The organism is Bacillus sp. 5w2 (genome assembly GCF_054353775.1).
In genome coordinates, this window is record NZ_JBTIWT010000006.1 from 186,251 (window position 1) to 206,936 (window position 20,686).

Here is a 20,686-nt window from a genome sequence, read left to right on the forward strand (position 1 = left end):
CATACGATTCAAATGTATCAATGAGACTCTCTATCTCTTTTTTTCATCTCTTTCTACATTTAAAGGATTGATATATACCTTTTTCATTCTATATAAATTAAATAATTAAAACAATGTATAAAAATGTATATTATTCGAAATATTATAATTCACAGAAGAACCTCTAGTATTTCACCTACTAGAGGTTCTTCCCACTTTACTATTCTTTTTCTACTTCTTTTTTCTCATCTTCTACTACAGATACAACAGGCTTATCATTTGATAATTGTTGTACCGCTCCTTTTCCTGCAAATCCTTCTAATAACTCTTTTAAGTCAATGCCAGAAGAAGCTTTTAATGTTTCTTGCATCGTCGCCATTAAATCAGTCGCATAACCTGCAACTTTTCCAGCGCCGCTATTTTTACCACTGCCGCCTGTATCAACAACTGTAATTTTATCAATGTTGCTAAGTGGGCTTGCAATTTCTTTCGCATAACTTGGAAGCATTTTAAGTACCATATCCATAATTGCCGCTTGGCCATATAGCTCGAATGCCTCTGCAATTTTTTGTTTCGCTTCTGCTTCTGCTAAACCTTTTAACCTGATAACATCGGCTTCTGCTGTACCTTGTGCTTTTTGTACTTCCGCTTTCGCTTGACCTTGCGCTTTCTCAATTTCCGCCTTCGCTAAACCTTCTACACGTACTTCTTCCGCACGAGCTCTCGCTTCAGCTTCAATCTTATATTGATCCGCATCTGCCTTTTTAATTTGTTTTACTTTTTCTGCTTCTGCTGATTGCTCAACAGCGTAGCGATCTGCATCTGCTTTTTTCTTTACTTCTGCATCGTATTGCTTTTCACGACGCGCAATCTCTTTTTCTTCTAATTCAATTTGTTTCTCACGCTCAATGATTTTAACGCGCATTTGCTCTTCTGTAACACCTTGTTGCGCTTTCGCTTGTTGTAATTCGTAAGAAAGATCCGCATCTGCGCGCGCTTGTTCTTGCTCTCTCTTATAAGATTGTACTTTTAATTCTTTATGCTTTTCAGCTTCAGCAATCTGTGCATCACGTTGATACTCAGCTTCTTTCGCTTCTTTCTCTGCACGTGCTTTTTCAATACGTGCTTCTTTTTCACGCTCTGCATTCGCAACTGTTGCATCACGTTTAACCATTGCAATTTGTGGCTGACCAAGTGCATCTAAATAGCCATTCTTATCCATTATTTCTTTAATTGTAAAGGAAACGATGCGAAGACCCATCTTCTTTAAATCTGTAGAAGCCACTTCATGCACCTTTTGAGCAAATTGCTCTCTATTACTATACGCATCTTCTACTGTCATAGAAGATAAAATCGCACGTAAATGACCTTCTAAAACCTCTTTTGCTTCTATTTTTAACTCTTCTGTTTCTTTTCCTAAATATTGTTCAGCTGCTGTAGATACTTCTTCAATTGTTGATCCTACTTTAATAATAGAAACACCGTTTACTGTAATCGGTACACCTTGCTTCGTATACGTATCACGTGTACCAACTTCTAATTTGTAATTTAATAGGCTTAAAAGCTCTGCTCTTTGCATAATCGGAACCACGAAAGTACCGCCACCACGAATAATCTTAATCTTTTTCCCATCATCTGTGGTAACAACATTTTTCCCGCCACCAAGCCAGTTCCCTGTAACAATTAACGCTTCATCCGGACCAACTGTACGATACTTCGTAATGAATACTAAAATGAGTAGAAGTAAAATTGCGAGTAAAACTCCACCGATAATTAATGGAATCGTCATGTAAATTCCCCCTTATAATTTTGGTTTCTTTAAAGAATAAGCGATGTTCTGTACAAGCAAAACACCATCTTGGACTCCCTCAATAATAACTTCAGTTCCTTGTGAAATATCTTTTTTTCCAATTGTTTTAGCTAGGATTGCATTACTTCCAAATTGAGAGGAGATTAATACTTCACCAAATCCTTCTGTAGGAATTGTTGTAATGACTTCTCCCTTGCAACCAATGAATTCATCCATACGTTGCACAGTGTTTTGTTCAGCTTCTGCAATCGGCTTTAAAATTAATATTTTCATTATGAATACACCAATAAAGGATATAGCAAATGCAGCCCCAAAAATAAGAATGCTATTAAAGGAAAATAAATATTCTCCTATATAACTAAGTCCACATAACATGGCGAAAAAACTAAGTAATAACGTAACAACGGATACCGATCCGCCTCCAAAACTAAATATGGATTCAAATATATCTCCAAAAAAGATATAAATAACAGTGAGTATAGTAGCAATAATAAATCCGTATAAATAAATTGTTTCAAGTGGATAACCAAACAAGACCATTTCTTATCCCCCTTTCTTAAACAATCCTTTTTTTGTTATGTGTATGCCTCACCTCTTTCAAAGATTATCATTCTAAATTTTCAGTTATTTAACCTTTAAAGAAAAACCTGTAAGACAGGTACCTAAAAAAGAACAGGAGGAACCTATTGTGACAGGCTCCTCCTAGAAAATAACCGATATATTATATATCTATATAATATACTATTTTCCACAAAAAGTAAAGTTAAACATACATTGGAAAAGCGCTTATTTTACTGATAATTCGTATGTTCCATCGCCATTATCATATTTATATACATACAAGTAATACTTACCTGGTTTTGCATTAAAGTTTGCCTCTATATGATTTCCATTTGCTTGACCGTAAGCAGCATAATTTTGCATATCTGATTCATGGTGAAGTACCCATGTCATCCCGATTCCATACTCATTTAAAACGGAAATATCGATATCTTTGGCTGATGCTACATTAAATGTATAAACATCAGTGTGATCCCTGCCGATAAGGCTACCTTTTATAGTAGAATTTAGCCCAATACGATTTGCTTCCTCTGGACGATTATTTGGTTCTGATTCTGTTAAATTTCCATCTTTAACCGTAACAGTTGTTTCGCTTCTGCTCTCTTTTCCTTTATCATCTTTTACTATTAACGCTACTTTATAAAAACCTTCTCTTTCATATGCATGTACTGGATTAACCTCTGCACTTGTTCTTCCATCTCCAAAGTCCCATAAATATGAAACGATTTTTCCGTCTTCATCTTTTGAACCATCACTTTTAAATTGAATTCCTTCTTCTACAAGCCCATTATAAGGACCGTTTATATTAACTGTCGGAGCTTTATTTTCTCCGTCATCTTTTGCGATACCATGGAAAACTACATCATATTCAAATTGATTGGAACTATTCACACGGTAATTGACGAAATATGCTGTAACTGTTTTGTAGCCACTCCATTCTTTTTGTGCCAATTTTTCTAAAGCTTCATTGACTCTTTTACCCATTGCGTTCCAGTCTTCTGATTCACCTTTTGTTACACTACCTGTAAACGTGCCTTCTAATGTAAATGTATTAAAGAATTGAGACTCATGTTTTGTCATTTTTGCATCTTTCATAAGCAACGTATCACTAATTTCTTTTTTCACTTCTGTTAATGATTTCGGTGCATGTTCAGCTAAATAATCATCTGTTACTTCCGGTACATTATACTTATCTTGATTATCAATTAGCTGCTGCATATACTCTTGATACTCTTTATTTAGTTTAGGATCTTTACTTAAAGTTTCACGATAGGCATCATAATTTTTCACGTCATTCGCACGAATTAAATCTTGAATTTTATCAAACGTTTCAAATTGATGTGTATATAAATAGGACTGCAGCGCAAATGAGTAGTTATAGAAATCCCAAGAACCATATTTAGCAAATAATGTGCGCTCTGCTGTATAACGGCTTGCAGGATCAGATGATAATCCACTAATGATGCTCTTTCTCGGTACTACATTATTCGTACGAGTAGATCCTGCGAAAAATTCTGCATTCCCTTCTTGGAACCAAGTTAACCTTTCATTTTGATACATATCTCCTCTTCCAAATAAACCTGGCACTTCATATCTCCCTTGAAGATAATGAGTAAATTCATGACGGAATAACTCTTCTAAACTATAAATACTTTGCTCTGGCGTACGCTCATATGTAAAGAATGTTCCTGTTTCTTCAATATAAATTCCACCGTTATTTGTTTCATACCCATACAATTGTCTGTTTAACTGATATTCGTCTGGAGTATTATAGATTACTATCGTTAATACGTCGTCTGCATTGCCTGGCTCTAACGCTTTGTCATTCCCAATTACACGATGATACTGCGCTTTTACTTCCTTTGCAGCCCAATATAGTCTCTTAATTTTTTCTTCTGATACTTTATCTCCTGCTTTAAACACAATAGATCCATCGTCGAATGTGTACGTTTTTGGTAAGTACTGTTCTTGTCCTTCTTTACGTATTTTCTCTAAATCTATTGTATTCCCGCTATAATCTTTCCCATTATAATTTGTTGTAATTTGTTCTACTGCAACAAAATACGGCTCACTTAAACGCGGGTACATATGCATTGCTTGTGTAACAACCTCTAAACCTTTATTTGGATTACTATGAAACTTCCCTAAACGACTAGCAAAATAAATTCCATTATTAACGAGCCACTTATTTTCTGGTGTTACTTCATTTAGAAGAGCAATACGATTTATTTCATTAATAAACCCATCTACTTTTCCGTACCACATTGTATCTTTTGCTTCTTTACGAGTTTCAAATAAATACGACTGCATATCATAATCAATACCTTGCATCATATCGTATACAGCTTGTCCTTTCATACGATCGTCTACGTATGTATGAAAATTATCATTATATTGTTTTAAAATATTCGATGCATATTGAACCGTTTCCACATCACTTGAAGCATTACTAATTAATTTACCATATGCAGATACGACTGCATCTTGCTCATCTGTACCGAGCTTAAAGTTTGGATTTGCTGCGATTGCCTTTAGAGCAGGTAAACATTTATCCTGGAAGCTTCTCTCATTTAAATCGCTTAATTCACTATTGTAAAATGCAAGATAAAAAGCTGAACGTAACACTTCCGTAAACGTTTGAATTCCTTTTGAATCATCTTTCGTAAATGTACTACCTCGATGAGCTAATTCATCTATAACTGCTTGCATTTTCCCTTTGTCTTTATAAAAAGCCTTTGCATCTTCATTGAACTGGAATAAGTCTGTAATTTGGTTCCACTTAATACTTCCTAACGTTTCAACTAATTCTTGATCATTCATTTTGTTTAAATCAGCCATTGAATAGCTTTCTTTAATTTGCTTAACTTCTGAGCTCTTCATAATAGATGCTGGTCGCTGTGAAAAGTCTCCTACTTTTAAACGTTCTTGAAACGATAATGTTTCCTCGGCTTTAGAAACGTGTCCAATCTCATCTACTGGTTTTTCAATTCCAACCGGTTTCGTTTTCAACACATTATATGGTACTTTTTCTTCTGCTGATACAGAAGCTTGAAGCGCCCCTAACGATAGAGCCATTGTACTAATACTAAGCATAACTTTATTGATCTTTGATTTCTTGTTCATATCCTTGCCCCCTATTTAAATATTCCATTCAAGAATTTAACATAAAATCTGGATACAACAATATAAAATGCAATATTTCATATTATTTCTCCCCATATTTTGTACATATCGTGAACAGCCTTACCTTTATCTAACCTCCAATAATTATGAATCTATAGCGATTAAACTGTCCTTTTACACACAATAAAAATCGAATTTTTTGACAATTAATCTTTTAATTGTTATGGTTAATATAATTGTTAACTTTATTAAACAAGGGTGGGATTCTATGATAAAAAAAGAAAACAGTGTATTTTATATCTCCATCTTGCTAACAACATTATTCATCATATGGGGAATTACCCCGGCAAGTTGGATACAAGGCTATGATTTACAAAGTGTTACATCTTCCTTAAACTCATTTATCCTCAATAAATTTGGATGGTTTTACTCTCTACTTATGACCGCAATGATTATTTTAGCCACTTATTTAGCATTTTCTAAGTACGGTTCTATTCGTCTTGGTAAAGATGGAGAAAAACCACAGTATAGTTATCCATCTTGGCTATCCATGTTGTTTGGAGCAGGAATGGGAATTGGACTCCTCTTTTATGGAATCACTGAACCGATTTCACATTTTACAGATCCATTAACAGGAAAAGCAGGTACAGAAGAAAGCGCCAAGCTCGCTATGCAATATTCATTTTTCCACTGGGGCCTCTTTCCATGGGCACTATACGCAATGGTTGCTTTAACAATTGCATATTTCACATTCCGCAAACAAAAAGGTAGCACAATTGGTGCTACAGTTACTCCATTATTTAATCGATCGAAAAATTCTCCTATCGGAAAAACAGTCGATATTTTAGCTGTTTTAGCCACAGTATTCGGTATTGTGCCATCTGTTGGGATTGGTGCTCAACAAATCGCCGGAGGATTAAGCTATTTATTCCCTTCTATTCATAACACTTTACTTACACAGCTCGTACTTATCGCCATCTTCGCTGTTTTATATTTAACGAGTGCACAAACTGGCTTAGATCGTGGGATTAAATATTTGAGTAACTTGAATTTCTCTCTTGCAGGTATTTTACTCGTCTCCTTTTTACTTTTAGGACCAACTGTATTTATTATGAAATATTTCACATCTACACTCGGTTCTTATATTGGAGCTTTACCTAGTATGGGATTAAATTTAGGAGCATTTAATGAAAAATCTTCTTCTTGGATTGAAAACTGGACTATTTTCTATTGGGGATGGTGGATCTCTTGGTCTCCATTCGTCGGTACATTCATCGCCCGTATTTCTAAAGGGCGTACAATAAAAGAATTTATTTTTGGAGTTGTATTAGTCCCAACTCTTATCTGTACATTTTGGTTTGCAGTATTTGGCGGCACCGCTATCCATATGGAAATGTTCCAATCGCTTGGAATAGCTGATGAAATTGCAAAAAATGGTACAGAGATTGGATTATTTGCTGTTATTTCACACCTACCATTCTCTACATTTTTAACAATTATCGGGTTAATTTTAGTAGCCACATTTTTTGTTACTTCTGCCGACTCGGCAACATTTGTTGTTTCAATGCAAACGAGTAACGGAAGTTTATCACCGAAAAATAGTTTAAAACTTATATGGGGATTAACAATCGCGATAATTGCAGCCATTTTATTACAAGCTGGAGGACTAAATGCACTACAAATAGCAGCTATAATTGCTGCGCTACCATTTTCTATCGTAGTCGTTCTTATGGTCATTTCGCTCTTTAAGGAGCTTCAAAAAGAAGATGTTAATTTACAAGCAAAAGAAGTTCCGCAAAAAATAAAGAAGGTTATGTAACGATTAGCACCTCTCCTAAAGAAGAATTCGGTCCTCAAATTAGTCCTGAATCCGTTATTACGGAAGGCGGCAAAGTAAACTAAATAAAACCCATTCGTATGAAATATACTTTTCATACGAATGGGTTTTTTACTCTATTATATAGTGTTGTAAACATGCTTTCTCCTCAAAACCTACTTTCTTGTACAACTTCATAGCACCATCATTATTCGTATTCAAACATAGTTCTATCTCTCTCATCCCTTGGAAAGAAAAAACATGCTGAATTGCAGCTCGTAATAAACACTCACCAATACCTTTTCCTCTACTCTCTTCAGCTGTTGCAATAAATTCGATATCCGCTTCTTGAAACTCCGGATTTACTTCAACGTATACGTAACCTTCTAGCCTATCATTCTCCACACTTACAAATAATTTATTCGTATTATTTACACGTTCGATAATTTCATTTCCTTCGTAATATGTATTAGGAAAAACGTTATTGTGTAAAGCGATAAACTGCTCAAATACTTGTGGTAAAGCTTCTTCCACATTACATATAGTATGTTGTTTCACACCACTATTACTTAACCTGAAAATACTATGTCGATCTTGTTCTTTAGCATGTAAAACCTTCATCAAATGGGCGCAATTATTATTTTCTACATGATAAAATCCATAAAATTTCTCAATATGAAAGGGCACATTTTCTATAAGCTCCTTCCACATATGTAAAGCAACTTCTCCCCAATTCTCCGTAATAATAAACGGTCCCCATATTTCTGCACATTTCTTTACTTCATCCACATCAAATCCTAATACACCAATTATTTTATTGTCCTCATAAGTAACAACAAAAGATTTCTCCCAACCTATATCAGAAAAATCATGAAGAATTGTATGTAACACCTCCTCTTTCTCATCTCCACAATAACCAACATGATGAGTAGCATCTTTATTCATACTTGCCATAAATGATGCAACCTCTTCAATCTTTAAAGTAGAACTAATATACATACCCTCTCCTCCTTCTCTAATATATTTACACTTTTTCTACCCATATCCTTTCTAATATAAAAAAGACGTTATCATAAGCACATTTCAAAATGAAATTGCTATGATAACGTCTTTTGAATAATCTTATAATAAGATAAAACGTTGTTTATTTTTTAAATATATTTCTTCTAAATACAAACATACTAAGTGCAGATAAAACTAATGCTAGGCCACCAAATAAAGATATATTATTTTCTTGTCCGCCTGTTGCTGCTAAAGATTTTTTACTTTCTTCTTTCTTCTTGCTAACTTGTTTACCTGATACATTTTCTTTCGCTGCTTGATCCGCTACTTCCTTTGCTTGTACAGGTACTTGTACCGCTTCATTTTTCTGAACAGTAGCTGTTCCTAGTTCATTTGAGCCTTCTGTTTGTTTCTCAACGTTTGCTCCTGACTCGTTTACATTTTCACCTTTTGTTACAGGTTCACTTGCTTCTACTTCCGCCTCTGGCTTACCTGTCTCTTCTTTCGACTTTTCTATTTCCGCCTCTGGCTTACTCGTCTCTTCTTTTGACTTTTCTACTTCCACCTCTGGCTTACTCGTCTCTTCTTTCGGCTTTTCTACTTCTGTTTCTGGTTTACTTCCTTCTTCCTTCGGCTTTTCTACTTCTGCCTCTGGTTTACTTCCTTCTTCTTTTGGCTTTTCTACTTCTGCCTCTGGTTTACTTGTTTCTTCCTTCGGCTTTTCTACTTCTGTTTCTGGTTTACTTCCTTCTTCTTTTTCCGGCGACTCAATTTTTTCTACAATATTTTGAGTTACTTCACCGCTGAACCGTATGCCAAGCCCATAATAACTCGTTCCATCAAAAGCAAACTCATATTTTTTCTCTCCTGGAGTACTCCACACAATTGTCCCCTCTTCTTCATTGAATGTTCCGCCTTCACTTTTCAGTGTAATATCCTCAAGAGGATTATCTTCCACATCATGAACAGGAATTTTCACTTCTTGATTCACTTGAGCATCTTCTAGCATAATTTTTTGTCTGCTAAGATCAATTGTAACCCACTGAGATAATTGAATAATTGGTTTTATATCACGAATTTCATTTCCAGCCAGTTTTAATTTAAAAAGATCTAACATAGAACTAAAAACTGTTATATCTTTAATTTTATTATCTGATAAGTCTAAAAATCTTAATTCTTTAGCTTTAGTTAATGGCGTTACATCCACTATTTTATTACCTTTAATTTCTAATTCATCCATTTTAGTTATTCCACTAATTTCTTCCAAGCTACTAATGTCATTATTGTTTATTATTAGTATCCCTAAATTTTTGAATTCCTGTATTCCTTGAAGAGATTCATTATTAATTTTATTGGCTGAAACATTTAACTTCTTCAATGAATTTAATGTAAATAATGGTTTTATATTTTGGTTGTTATTGTTGCTTATATTTAATACTGCAAGCTTTTCTAACTTAGCTAACGGCTCTAAATTTTCTATTTTATTATTCGCTAAATTCACTGACTTCAAGTTTTTCAAATTCGAGATAAAATCTATACTTTTCAACTCAAACTTTTCTAATGTCAGATCTTCTAAATTTGCCATATACTCTAATCCAGATAAATCTGTTATTCCATTATTCTGTCCATCAATTATTTTTAATGTTTTAACCTTTAATAAATCTTCTTTCGTGATAGGAGTACTCAAGTCTGTTCTATCTAAACTATGTTTATTAATATACTCTCTTAGTTTTTTATCTGGAATAACACTTAAATCTGCTTGCTTAGCAACTATTTTTTGAATGACTGTTCCATTGAAATGTACTTTATTCTTTGAAGAACCTGTTTCTAAATTGAACTCGTATACTTTCTCTCCAAGACTGTTCCATTTTACAAAACCATTATTATGTGTTCCACCCTCACTTATCCATCTAATATTTTGAAGAGATTCGCCACTTAAATCGTATACAGGAATCTTGATATCTTCATTTATTACTCCTTCATTTAAAAAGACTTTTTGTCTATGAACTTGAACTACAAAACGCTTTCCAAACTCTTGAATAGGTCTTACATCAGAAATTTCATTTGCACTTAAATTAAGTTCATATAAATGAGTTAGTTCACTAAGTGGTGATACATCAGAAATATAATTCTCTTCTAAATCAAGTGATTGTAAGTTTTTCAGTTTAGCTAACGGTGTAATGTCCCTAATTTCTGCATCTCTCACTGCAAGCTGAGTAAGGCTCTCCATTTTACTAATGGATTCAAGATTAGTAATGTTATTATTTCCAATCCATAATTCCTTTACATGATTTAACTGTTCAATTCCTGTTAAATCACTAATATTATTATTAGCTAAATACAACTTACCTAGAGACCCCATTGTAAATAACGGTTTAATATCTTCAATCTTATTACCGACTAAATCTAATGTTCTAACTTTTTTCAAGTTACTTAATGGATTTAAATCAATAATGTTATTATCTCTTAAAGAAAGAGATTGAATTTTATTCAGCCCAGCAATTGGCTCAATATTTCCAATTCGATTAGAGAAAAGATCTAAAGACTTCAAGTTATTCAAATTAGCAATTGGAGATAAATCACTCACTTCAGATTCATGCAATCTAAAGGTTTCTAAATTTACCATATGCTCTAAACCAGCTAAATTATTAATACCCTTCCCAACATATACCTCTAGTTCTTTAATTTGTAGTGCATCGGCTTTCGTTATTGGTGCATTTATATCTTTCCGACCTAAAGCATTTTGATTAATGTATTGTTGTAATTTTTTATCCACTACTATATTTTTTGTCTCTTCTTTTTGTTCTTCTTTATTTTCTTTTTGTTCTTCCTGAACATGATTTTCCATGTTTGTAGTATTTACTTCAAATTGCACTTGATATTTCTCATTATATCCCATTGTCGGAATATAAATATGCATTTGCATATTATATCTTTTTCCTAATTCTCCAACTTCAAATTGAATAACCTTCGTCCCATTTTTCTTTTTATCCTCTGCTATTACTTTTACATCATGAAACACACCAGAAGTATGAATATCTTCTGTTTTCAAGTATTGGAAGAAATCACTATCACTTAACGTTGCTGTTACAATTTTCTTCCCATTCTTGATTGTTAATTTAGGATCTTTTATATAAACAGCTGCCATAGACTCTTCATTGGTTTTATCTTTATATGCTTTAATAACAGCATCATATGTACCATCTTCTAAAGCCTGTCCAGTTTTATTCGCCTCAATTGCTACAGCTGCTAACGCAGGTGTCGAATACACCGCAAACGGTAACGATAGCGTCGCCGCTATAATCATGGCATTTATATGTTTTCTTTTATTTTTTCTCAACCTTACATCTCCTCCAAAATATATAAATCAAAATGTAATCATATCTCGAATAAATGATAATGATTTTCATTTTCAATGTCAACTAGAAAAATAAAAAGTTTACAAAAAAATAACCCCCTTTTAAAGGGGTTATGCCATTTTCTCTCCTGATTCTTCTTTAAAAAAGCTTTTCATTGCATGGAATACATCTGCTTTTTGCTTTAAAATATAATATCTGAAATTCTCATCTTTAATATTTTTATAGGCTGACATAAGTGTACTGTGGCGGTTGTACTGGTTCACTTCCCCATACCCAAACATGTTACACTTCTTCATTAACTCTTCAACAAGTTTTACACATCTAGCATTATCTGATGTTAAATTATCACCGTCTGAAAAATGGAATGGATAAATATTATAGCGGTCTGGTGAGTATTTATTATCAATTAGCTCGAGTGCTTTTTTGTATACAGAAGAACATATCGTTCCGCCACTTTCTCCTTTTGAGAAAAACTCTTCCTCTGTAACGACTTTCGCTTCTGTGTGATGAGCAATAAATTCAATATCAACTGTTTCATACTTCGTTCGTAGAAATCTCGTCATCCAGAAAAAGAAGCTACGTGCCATATATTTCTCCCATATCCCCATCGATCCACTCGTATCCATCATCGCTAATACAACAGCTTTTGAATCTGGCTTTAACACTTCATTCCAAGTGCGGAACTTTAAGTCTTCTTGGTGAATCGGATGAAAAGATGCTTTACCACGCATCGCATTTCGTTTATATGCGGAAATCATCGTTCGTTTCTTATCAATGTTTCCCCATAATCCGGTTTTTCTAATATCATTAAATTCAATATGTTCAATCCTGTTTTCATCCATCTCTTTTCTCTTTAAATTAGGCAGCTCTAACTCTTTAAAAAACGCTTGCTCTAATTCTAGAATAGAGACTTCAGCTTCATAATAATCTTCTCCAGCCGCATCCCCTGCTCCTTGCCCTTTTCCTGGTCCTTTTTGCTTTTGACCACCTGATCCATCTCTCGCAACGACATCACCAACTTTGCTATCACCATTTCCTTGCCCAACATGTTTATTTTTATCATAATTGTATCTAATCTTATACTCATCTAAAGAACGAATCGGTATTTTTACAACATCCTTGCCATTAGACATAACTATACTTTCCTCTGTTACAAGGTCTGGTAAATTATTTTTAATTGCCTCTTGTACTTTTTCTTGATGGCGTTGTTGGTCGTCATATCCTTTGCGATGGAGGGACCAGTTTTCCTGTGAAATCGTATAATTTGGTTGGTTTTCTTCACCCATTTCTTTCCCTCCTTACTGTAATTGTCTTCCTATATGAACAGCAAGCTAGAAATTTTGTTTTATACTGTGCAAGCTAGAATGAAAGGTAACTGCTCATCGAAAATCATCCCATAAACATATATAACGTTTTCATACAATACTCCGAGCATCCTAAACAAAATTTTGCCACTCACATACTAGAAAAACATTCAGCCGTTGATAAGAAAGAAACACAATGCATAGTTGCACACATTTTCACTTTGCAACATATTGTATTGTGTTGGCTTTTTTCGTATGAATGGTTGGTTACTCTATCATATGCATATTGTAAAAATAATTGACAATAAATTCATGAAATTGCATCTTAATTTATTACATTTGGACAAGGTATGACAGTTTACACATATGAACGGATAATAAAACGCTGTCCCGCAAAATACAAGAGACAGCGTTTTGTTATCAAACTATCGGTTTAACAGACTACCTACATAACGTAATAATTCATTTGCTGAAGAAGAATTATAGCCATGCTCATCAATTAAGCGTGCAACAACATCATTGATTTTCTTAAGCTGATTTTCGTCTGGCGTTTTCGTTGATGTTGTAATTTTCACTATGTCTTTTAAATCAGCAAATAGTTTTTTCTGAATCGCTTCGCGAAGACGCTCATGTGAATTATAATCAAAGCGTTTTCCTTTACGCGCATAAGCAGAAATGCGAATTAAAATTTCTTCACGGAATGCTTTCTTCGCATTTTCTGAAATTCCAATTTGCTCCTCAATTGAGCGCATTAGCTTTTCATCTGGACTCATTTCTTCACCTGTTAATGGATCACGTAATTTCGATTTATTGCAATATGCTTCAACGTTATCTAAGTAATTATCCATAAGTGTCTTCGCTGATTCTTCATATGAATACACGAATGCTTTTTGTACTTCTTTCTTCGCAATTTCATCATATTCTTTTCTCGCTAATGAGATGAAATTCATATAACGCTCTCGATCTTCATTACTAATTGACGGATGCTGATCCAACCCGTCTTTTAGCGATCTAAGTACATCTAATGCGTTAATAGATGGTACCTCTTTTCGAATAATTGTAGAAGAAATTCGGTTAATAACATAACGAGGATCAATACCTTTCATACCTTCATCTTGATATTCACGTTGCAGCTCCTCTACATCAATCGCATTATAACCTTCTACCGTTTCTCCATCATATAAACGCATCTTTTTAATTAAATCAATATCCGGACGCTTCGGATCTTTTAAACGAGTTAAAATTGTAAACATTGCTGCCACTCGAAGCGTGTGCGGTGCAATATGCACATTGGACACATCACTTTCACGAATCATTTTTTCATAAATATGTTCTTCTTCACTCACTCGTAAATTGTAGGGAACTGGCATTACAATGATTCTTGAGTGCAATGCTTCATTTTTCTTGTTTGCTATGAAGGAACGATACTCAGTTTCATTCGTATGCGCTACAATTAATTCATCTGCTGAAATAAGCGCAAATCTGCCCGCTTTGAAATTCCCTTCTTGCGTAAGCGATAATAAGTGCCATAAAAACTTCTCGTCACATTTTAACATCTCTTGGAATTCCATCATCCCACGGTTTGCCTTATTCAATTCTCCATCAAAGCGATACGCTCGTGGATCTGATTCTGAACCATATTCTGCGATTGTTGAAAAATCTAGACTACCTGTTAAATCGGCGATATCTTGTGATTTAGGATCAGACGGGCTAAATGTACCAATCCCTGTACGGCGATCTTCCGAGAAGAAAATACGCTCTACAACTACATCCTCAATTCTTGAACCATATTCTTGCTCTAGACGCATTACGTTTAGTGGCGATAAATTCCCTTCAATTCTAACTCCATACTCATCAAAGAAATCATCCCGTAAATGATGCGGAATTAAATGAAGTGGATCTTCATGCATTGGGCAGCCTTTAATTGCAAAAATTGCTCCTCGATCTGTTCGTGAATATGTTTCTAATCCTCGTTTCAACATCGTAACTAATGTTGATTTCCCTCCACTAACAGGACCCATTAATAATAAAATACGTTTTCTAACATCTAATCGTTTTGCAGATGGATGAAAATATTCCTCTACAAGACGTTCTAAAGCCTCCTCTAATCCAAATAGCTGATTACTAAAGAAGTTATACTTTCTTCTACCATCTACTTCTTCGATTCCAGCATCTTTGATCATATTGTAAATGCGAGAGTGTGCTGTTTGAGCCACCCATGGTCTTTCCTTCACAAGCTCCAAATACTCCGCAAACGTACCTTCCCATTGTAAGCGTTCTTCTGCTTCTCGATGCTGTTCAATTTTTTTTAGAATATCCATTATAGCTCCTCCCCCATCTCCTTGTTCAATCGGATTATTATAAAAGGTATGCTAGGATGTCCTTAAACATTCTTTAAATCAAAATGAAATATACAGTAGTGCTATAAAATTCTCTCCAAAATTCAAAGAAAATTCTGTATAATATAGGTATTAAAGTTTTTACACCGCTATTCATTTTAAATAAATTCTTTTCTTCTGAGAACCTTACATACATTTCGATTCATATTTAAGATTCGTAAACTGAAAAAACAGGAGGGATATTAGTATGAAATTATTATTAATTTTAGGTGTATCACTCACATTTCTTACAGCTATTTTTACATCTGGTTACAACGATAAACCTGGTACACATAAAGTGAAACTTTAATGAGTGGGGGTTTTCTTCCCCCACTCATTATTAGTTGAACCAATCGGGCTTTTACGGGCAGTTAATCTCCCACCTAACCTCCTTGTCCTAGCCGAGTTTTGAGGTGGGAATTTTACTGCCCGTTAATGCGGGAAAAAAAGTGATGTGCTTCTTAGCACATCACTTTTTTTATCAATTATTTATAATACACATTTTCCACATCATATTTTGATAAAGGTCGGCTATAATAATAACCTTGTACAAACTTCACATTCTTTTCCTTCAAAAATTGTATTTGTTCCGCTTTTTCTACTCCTTCTGCAATTACATTCAATTCTAAAGTATGAGCTAAATGAATAATTGCAGCCGTAATATTCGTATCACGTTCATCTACATGTATACCTTCCATAAAAGAACGATCAATTTTCAAAGTATCAATTGGATACGTTTTTAAATAACTTAAAGATGAATATCCCGTCCCAAAATCATCTAAATGAATCTTTAAATTTTGTTCTTTTAATTGTAGCAATACTCTTTTCGATATGTCTTTATGTATAAGGGCTCCTTCGGTAACCTCTATCGCTAATAGATGGGCTGGTACATTGTACTTATGTAAAGCACGTGTAATCATTTCTATTAATGTAATAGAGCGAAAGTGCCTGGCTGAAATATTAACTGCAATCGGGACAACTTCATATCCTTTATTTAACCATTCACGTATTTGCTGACACACCTCATTTACTACCCATTCATCAAGCTTAATAATAAATCCTGTTCTTTCTGCTAGCGGAATAAATTGATTGGGAAAGACAAATCCTAATTCTTTATTCTCCCACCTTATTAAGGCTTCCATACTAGCTATTTTTTTCGTTTCAATATTCATTTGTGGCTGATAATATAAGAAGAATTCATTTTTTTCTATAGCACGATGTAATTGGTTTTCTATTATAAACCTTTGTTCACGCTCACAATCTAATCCATTGCAATAAAAATGATAATGTCCTTTTCCTTTTTCTTTTGCTTTTTCCAAAGCAGCATCAACTCTTTGGAATAATATTTTTTCATCTTCTCCATCTGTTGGAGCCATTACAATTCCGATTGACGCACTTAAATACACGTCCTCTTCTTCAATTACAAAATGTTCACTAATCTTTTTTTGTATGCTTTTTGCAACTAACTCTACACGTTCTTTCTTTATATTTTCTATTAACATAACAAATTGATCATCGTGTTCTCTAAATAAATGCATATCGTCTATTTGGAGACTGCTTAAACATTCTGTAACTTTTTGTAATACTTTATCTCCTTCTTTATGACCAAACGTATCATTAATAAGGTGAAATTCATCTAAATCTATAAAGATAAACGCAAAATCTATCTTCTCATTTAAAAAATCATTTAACTTATTTGTACATGAAATTCTATTCATTAATCCTGTTAACTGATCATAATAGGCTAAATATTCCGTTCTCATCTCATTTAATACTTGCCTTGTAACATCCCTCGTAACAATATAAACCCCAACAATTTCACCATTCACAATAATTGGAATAGTTCTCAAAGAAATATAGAGCTCGTACCCTTCTTTATGAACATATTTCTTTGAAACAATTTGCTTTGCACTTCCTTGCATGGCTTCTTTAAATAGAATATGAAAATCTTTTTCATATTCTTTATTAATAAATTCAAAAATAAATTTATTATTTAATTCTTCATATCGGTATCCAAATATTTCATATGTTGCTGGATTTGCATATGTAATTTTCCCTATAGAATCTATAGATATAATAGAGTCATTATTATATTCTAGTAATGACTTAAATAACATTTGTTTTTCCTCTATCTCAATCTTCTCCTCAATTTGAGGTGTGATATTCCTCGTAATACAAATAATAAACTGACATACTCCTTCTTCGTCAAATACAGGGTTAAGTGAAGATTCATAATGTATCTCACCTTTTGGTAAACTAACTACATCACAAAAGGTATTTGCTTTCGCTTCGCTCGCTACTTTTGCATATTGCACTTGCAATATTTCCGCCGTATCTTCCGGTAATACTTCTGCAAAAGTTTTTCCATAACATTCTTCGCTTAGCTTCGCATAATCCATACCTATCTTATTTACATAAATATATTTAAAGGTTTCTTCATCCATAACTTTCACAATAAATACTAAATCTTGAATAGCATGTAATAACCCTCTTCTTATTAAATCCATATCTATCATACTTAAAAAGGTATTTTGATTACTATATTGTTCCTTCATATTTATCTCAACCCGTCTAATCTATTTTTATTCATATATCCCATTCTATATGAATATGTACCCTTTTTTAAATGTATGATTACATATTATTTTTATCTTTAGAAAAAAAGTCGCCATATGGCGACTTTTAATAAACAATTTCTAAATCTAGTCCTGGATAATTTTGTTGACGGAACGCTTCATAAATTAAAATAGCTGCTGTATTAGATAAATTTAATGAGCGCACTTTATCAGTCATTGGAATACGTAAACAATGATCGAAGTTTTCTTCGATTACATTAGCTGGTAAGCCGTTTGTTTCTCTTCCGAATACAAAATAGTAATCCTTCTCACGTTTACTATAATCAAACGCTGTATGAGCTTTCTCGCCATACTTTGTTAAATAGAAGAATTCACCGTCTTTATTTTTCTCATAAAACTCTTCAATTGAATCATAATACGTAATTTTTACGTGCTGCCAATAATCTAATCCTGCACGCTTTAACATTTTATCATCCGTTGAAAATCCAAGCGGTCTAATCAAATGTAGTTCTGTTCCAGTTGCTGCACAAGTACGAGCAATATTCCCTGTATTTGCTGGAATTTCTGGTTGATATAAAACAACATGTACTCCCACGCGATATTCACCTCTGTTTTTTGTCTACTACGTATTATACCATTTGAGCGAAAAATCTCTACCCATTAATAATATGAAAGAATTTATATTTCATTTGTGGTGTATATTTACTAGAATCTTCATAGTTCCAATAACGCCGACGGCTATTCGCTGAATGTGCATTTACAAGTGGCATACCATCTGCGTCTTTCGCTACTACAATTGTCGTATGATTCCACCTACCATCATCCTCAAAATCATAAGCGATAACATCACCAAGAATAAGGTCCTCTGGTCTTTCTACTGCTTCTGCTCGAAGCCCTGTTGTAGCACCTGACAAATACCAATAAAAAGAGTGTGCGACAGCCCAGCTCCAACTCCACTGATTCTCCCTTTGCCACCATCCTTTACGAATATTAGGATATCCATTCATTGGTACTTCTCCAGTATGAAGACATTGAGAAATAAAATTCGTACAATTATCAGGGAAATTACGATATATAGGGTTTCGATCATCCCACCAACGCTCCGCATATTTAACTGCCTCTAAACGGTTATACTGATAAGAACCATACTTCTCCTTTGTAACTTCCCTTTCTAATGTCTCACTCATTCCAACTGCTTCTGGCACTTCAATAGTATAATCACCTATTATCCGGCTATTATTTAAACAAACTCTTCTTTTTAATTGTTCCTCTTCGATATAAAATAATTCTTTATGCTTAATTAAATATTTAAAATGTATTTGATAATCAATTTCTTGATGATTGCTATTATTTAATTGCCTCATAAAAGAAACGTCCGCAGTTGCTTTCACTATATGTGCACTACGTTTTTGAAACAATTGTTTCTTTCTCTGTGCTATTTGTAATAAATCTTCAGCAATACCATCCACATTTGTTCGTTTCTCTGTTATATACGCTAAAAATTGTTGTACTTGCTTTTCAATATTTACTTTTACAACCATTTCGTCTCCCTCCCATATTACAATATGAAAAAGGGAGATATTATCTACTGTTTTTTCTGCGCTAACAATTCAAGTCCGCGATTCATTTCATGAAGAACCTCTTCGTCTTTCTCACGTTGCATCGCTTTTTCAATGGCTTCGCCCACGCCATCTCCACCAATTTTCCCAAGTGCCCATGCTGCCGTTCCGCGAAGTACCGGTCTTGGATCATCTTTCATAACACCTATTAAATCAGGAATTGCTGATGCTTCTTTAAAATGCGCAAGTGCCAAAATCGCATTTCGTTGCAACGGCTTTTTACCTCTCCATGAACCAGACATAATCCCATATTTCTCTTTAAAATCACGATTACTAATTGTTAAAAGTGGTGTTAATAACGGCTTAACTAACTCAGGATCTGGTTCCATCTCAGGGTGATTATGAAAATCCATTCCTTTATTTTTCGGACAAACAGTCTGACATGTATCACATCCATAAATACGATTTCCTATTTTGTCGCGATATTCTTCCGGTAGGAACCCTTTCGTCTGTGTTAAAAATGCTATACATTTCTTCGAATCTAACTGTCCTCCTTGTATTAAAGCACCTGTAGGACAAATATCAATACATTTTGTACAGCTTCCACATTGATCTTCTATCGGTTGGTCTGGTGGGAATGGAACGTTTGTAATCATTTCTCCTAAATATACATACGAACCAAATTCAGGTGTAATAATAGCGCAATTCTTACCGCTCCATCCAATACCGGCACGCTCCGAAACAGCTCGATCACTTAATTCACCCGTATCAACCATTGACTTAACTTCTATATCGGGAAGTTTCTCGATTAAATATGCTTCTAATTTTTGCAAACGATCTCGTAAAACAAGATGATAATCTTGTCCCCAAGAGGCACGACAAAAAATCCCGCGGCGTTCTCCACGCTTACTTAATGGTGCATTTTTTAATTTTGAAGGATACGCTAATGCAATCGCAATAATTGATTTCGCACCAGGTAATAGAAGCTGTGGGTTCGTTCTCTTTTCTATATCAGGCTCTTCAAATCCAGATTGATAATTTAATTGTTGCTGCTGGATTAAACGCTGCTTTAATTCTTCAAATGGTGAAGCACTAGCAAAGCCTATTTTATCTATACCAATTGTTTTACTATACGCAATGACATCTTGCTTTAATTGTTCAAAATTCATTCCTAATCGCCTCCTCAGATGAATCCATCCCTTATGTAACGACTATATTG

Annotated in this window: 12 protein-coding genes; 1 reads left to right on the forward strand and 11 read right to left on the reverse strand. The window is 34.1% G+C overall.

Features of this window, described 5'->3' with window-relative positions:
- Nucleotides 1-199: 199 nt before the first annotated feature.
- The 3 genes from floT to colA form a co-directional block, all read right to left on the reverse strand.
- Nucleotides 200-1,768, reverse strand: coding sequence for a flotillin lipid rafts scaffold protein FloT (floT, locus tag ACXY7N_RS13925; RefSeq protein ID WP_016089387.1), 1,569 nt, complete (start codon nucleotides 1,766-1,768; stop codon nucleotides 200-202).
- Nucleotides 1,769-1,780: 12 nt separating this feature from the next.
- Nucleotides 1,781-2,329: an NfeD family protein gene (locus ACXY7N_RS13930; protein ID WP_016089388.1), complete on the reverse strand. Its 549-nt coding sequence runs from the start codon at nucleotides 2,327-2,329 to the stop codon at nucleotides 1,781-1,783.
- Nucleotides 2,330-2,575: 246 nt separating this feature from the next.
- Complete coding sequence (colA, locus tag ACXY7N_RS13935; RefSeq protein ID WP_098485861.1) at nucleotides 2,576-5,473, reverse strand: collagenase ColA; 2,898 nt, start codon at nucleotides 5,471-5,473, stop codon at nucleotides 2,576-2,578.
- Between the two features lie 268 nt (nucleotides 5,474-5,741).
- Between colA and opuD the strand changes: the two genes are divergently transcribed.
- Complete coding sequence (opuD, locus tag ACXY7N_RS13940; protein ID WP_016089390.1) at nucleotides 5,742-7,292, forward strand: glycine betaine transporter OpuD; 1,551 nt, start codon at nucleotides 5,742-5,744, stop codon at nucleotides 7,290-7,292.
- 129 nt (nucleotides 7,293-7,421) lie between these two features.
- On the opposite strand, the gene ACXY7N_RS13945 is transcribed toward opuD, so the two are convergent.
- The 8 genes from ACXY7N_RS13945 to queG all read right to left on the reverse strand — a co-directional run bounded on the left by ACXY7N_RS13945 (nucleotide 7,422) and on the right by queG (nucleotide 20,636).
- Nucleotides 7,422-8,288: a GNAT family N-acetyltransferase gene (locus ACXY7N_RS13945; protein WP_016089391.1), complete on the reverse strand. Its 867-nt coding sequence runs from the start codon at nucleotides 8,286-8,288 to the stop codon at nucleotides 7,422-7,424.
- Between the two features lie 145 nt (nucleotides 8,289-8,433).
- The gene (locus ACXY7N_RS13950) at nucleotides 8,434-11,631 is read right to left on the reverse strand and encodes a leucine-rich repeat domain-containing protein (RefSeq protein ID WP_488592443.1); all 3,198 of its coding nucleotides are present in this window, start codon (nucleotides 11,629-11,631) and stop codon (nucleotides 8,434-8,436) included.
- A 129-nt stretch (nucleotides 11,632-11,760) separates the two neighbouring features.
- Nucleotides 11,761-12,936, reverse strand: coding sequence for a sporulation protein YhbH (gene yhbH / locus ACXY7N_RS13955; protein WP_016089393.1), 1,176 nt, complete (start codon nucleotides 12,934-12,936; stop codon nucleotides 11,761-11,763).
- 443 nt (nucleotides 12,937-13,379) lie between these two features.
- Complete coding sequence (locus ACXY7N_RS13960; protein WP_016089394.1) at nucleotides 13,380-15,275, reverse strand: PrkA family serine protein kinase; 1,896 nt, start codon at nucleotides 15,273-15,275, stop codon at nucleotides 13,380-13,382.
- 542 nt (nucleotides 15,276-15,817) lie between these two features.
- Complete coding sequence (locus ACXY7N_RS13965; RefSeq protein ID WP_088083197.1) at nucleotides 15,818-17,887, reverse strand: sensor domain-containing protein; 2,070 nt, start codon at nucleotides 17,885-17,887, stop codon at nucleotides 15,818-15,820.
- A gap of 127 nt (nucleotides 17,888-18,014) precedes the next feature.
- Complete coding sequence (gene trmL / locus ACXY7N_RS13970; protein WP_000538147.1) at nucleotides 18,015-18,503, reverse strand: tRNA (uridine(34)/cytosine(34)/5-carboxymethylaminomethyluridine(34)-2'-O)-methyltransferase TrmL; 489 nt, start codon at nucleotides 18,501-18,503, stop codon at nucleotides 18,015-18,017.
- A gap of 58 nt (nucleotides 18,504-18,561) precedes the next feature.
- Nucleotides 18,562-19,449 (reverse strand): amidase domain-containing protein, encoded by an 888-nt coding sequence (locus tag ACXY7N_RS13975; RefSeq protein ID WP_016089397.1) that lies wholly within the window; start codon nucleotides 19,447-19,449, stop codon nucleotides 18,562-18,564.
- A gap of 44 nt (nucleotides 19,450-19,493) precedes the next feature.
- A complete protein-coding gene (queG, locus tag ACXY7N_RS13980; RefSeq protein WP_016089398.1) occupies nucleotides 19,494-20,636 on the reverse strand; it encodes a tRNA epoxyqueuosine(34) reductase QueG in 1,143 nt (380 codons plus the stop codon).
- Nucleotides 20,637-20,686: the final 50 nt, after the last annotated feature.

Excerpts from the sequence above, each read along its gene's own strand:
- ACXY7N_RS13930 (WP_016089388.1), bottom strand. The coding sequence starts at position 2,329 with ATGGTCTTGTTTGGTTATCCACTTGAAACAATTTATTTATACGGATTT.
- opuD (WP_016089390.1), top strand. The coding sequence starts at position 5,742 with ATGATAAAAAAAGAAAACAGTGTATTTTATATCTCCATCTTGCTAACA.
- colA (WP_098485861.1), bottom strand. The coding sequence starts at position 5,473 with ATGAACAAGAAATCAAAGATCAATAAAGTTATGCTTAGTATTAGTACA.
- queG (WP_016089398.1), bottom strand. The coding sequence starts at position 20,636 with ATGAATTTTGAACAATTAAAGCAAGATGTCATTGCGTATAGTAAAACA.
- ACXY7N_RS13960 (WP_016089394.1), bottom strand. The coding sequence starts at position 15,275 with ATGGATATTCTAAAAAAAATTGAACAGCATCGAGAAGCAGAAGAACGC.
- floT (WP_016089387.1), bottom strand. The coding sequence starts at position 1,768 with ATGACGATTCCATTAATTATCGGTGGAGTTTTACTCGCAATTTTACTT.
- ACXY7N_RS13975 (WP_016089397.1), bottom strand. The coding sequence starts at position 19,449 with ATGGTTGTAAAAGTAAATATTGAAAAGCAAGTACAACAATTTTTAGCG.
- ACXY7N_RS13965 (WP_088083197.1), bottom strand. The coding sequence starts at position 17,887 with ATGAAGGAACAATATAGTAATCAAAATACCTTTTTAAGTATGATAGAT.
- yhbH (WP_016089393.1), bottom strand. The coding sequence starts at position 12,936 with ATGGGTGAAGAAAACCAACCAAATTATACGATTTCACAGGAAAACTGG.
- ACXY7N_RS13945 (WP_016089391.1), bottom strand. The coding sequence starts at position 8,288 with ATGTATATTAGTTCTACTTTAAAGATTGAAGAGGTTGCATCATTTATG.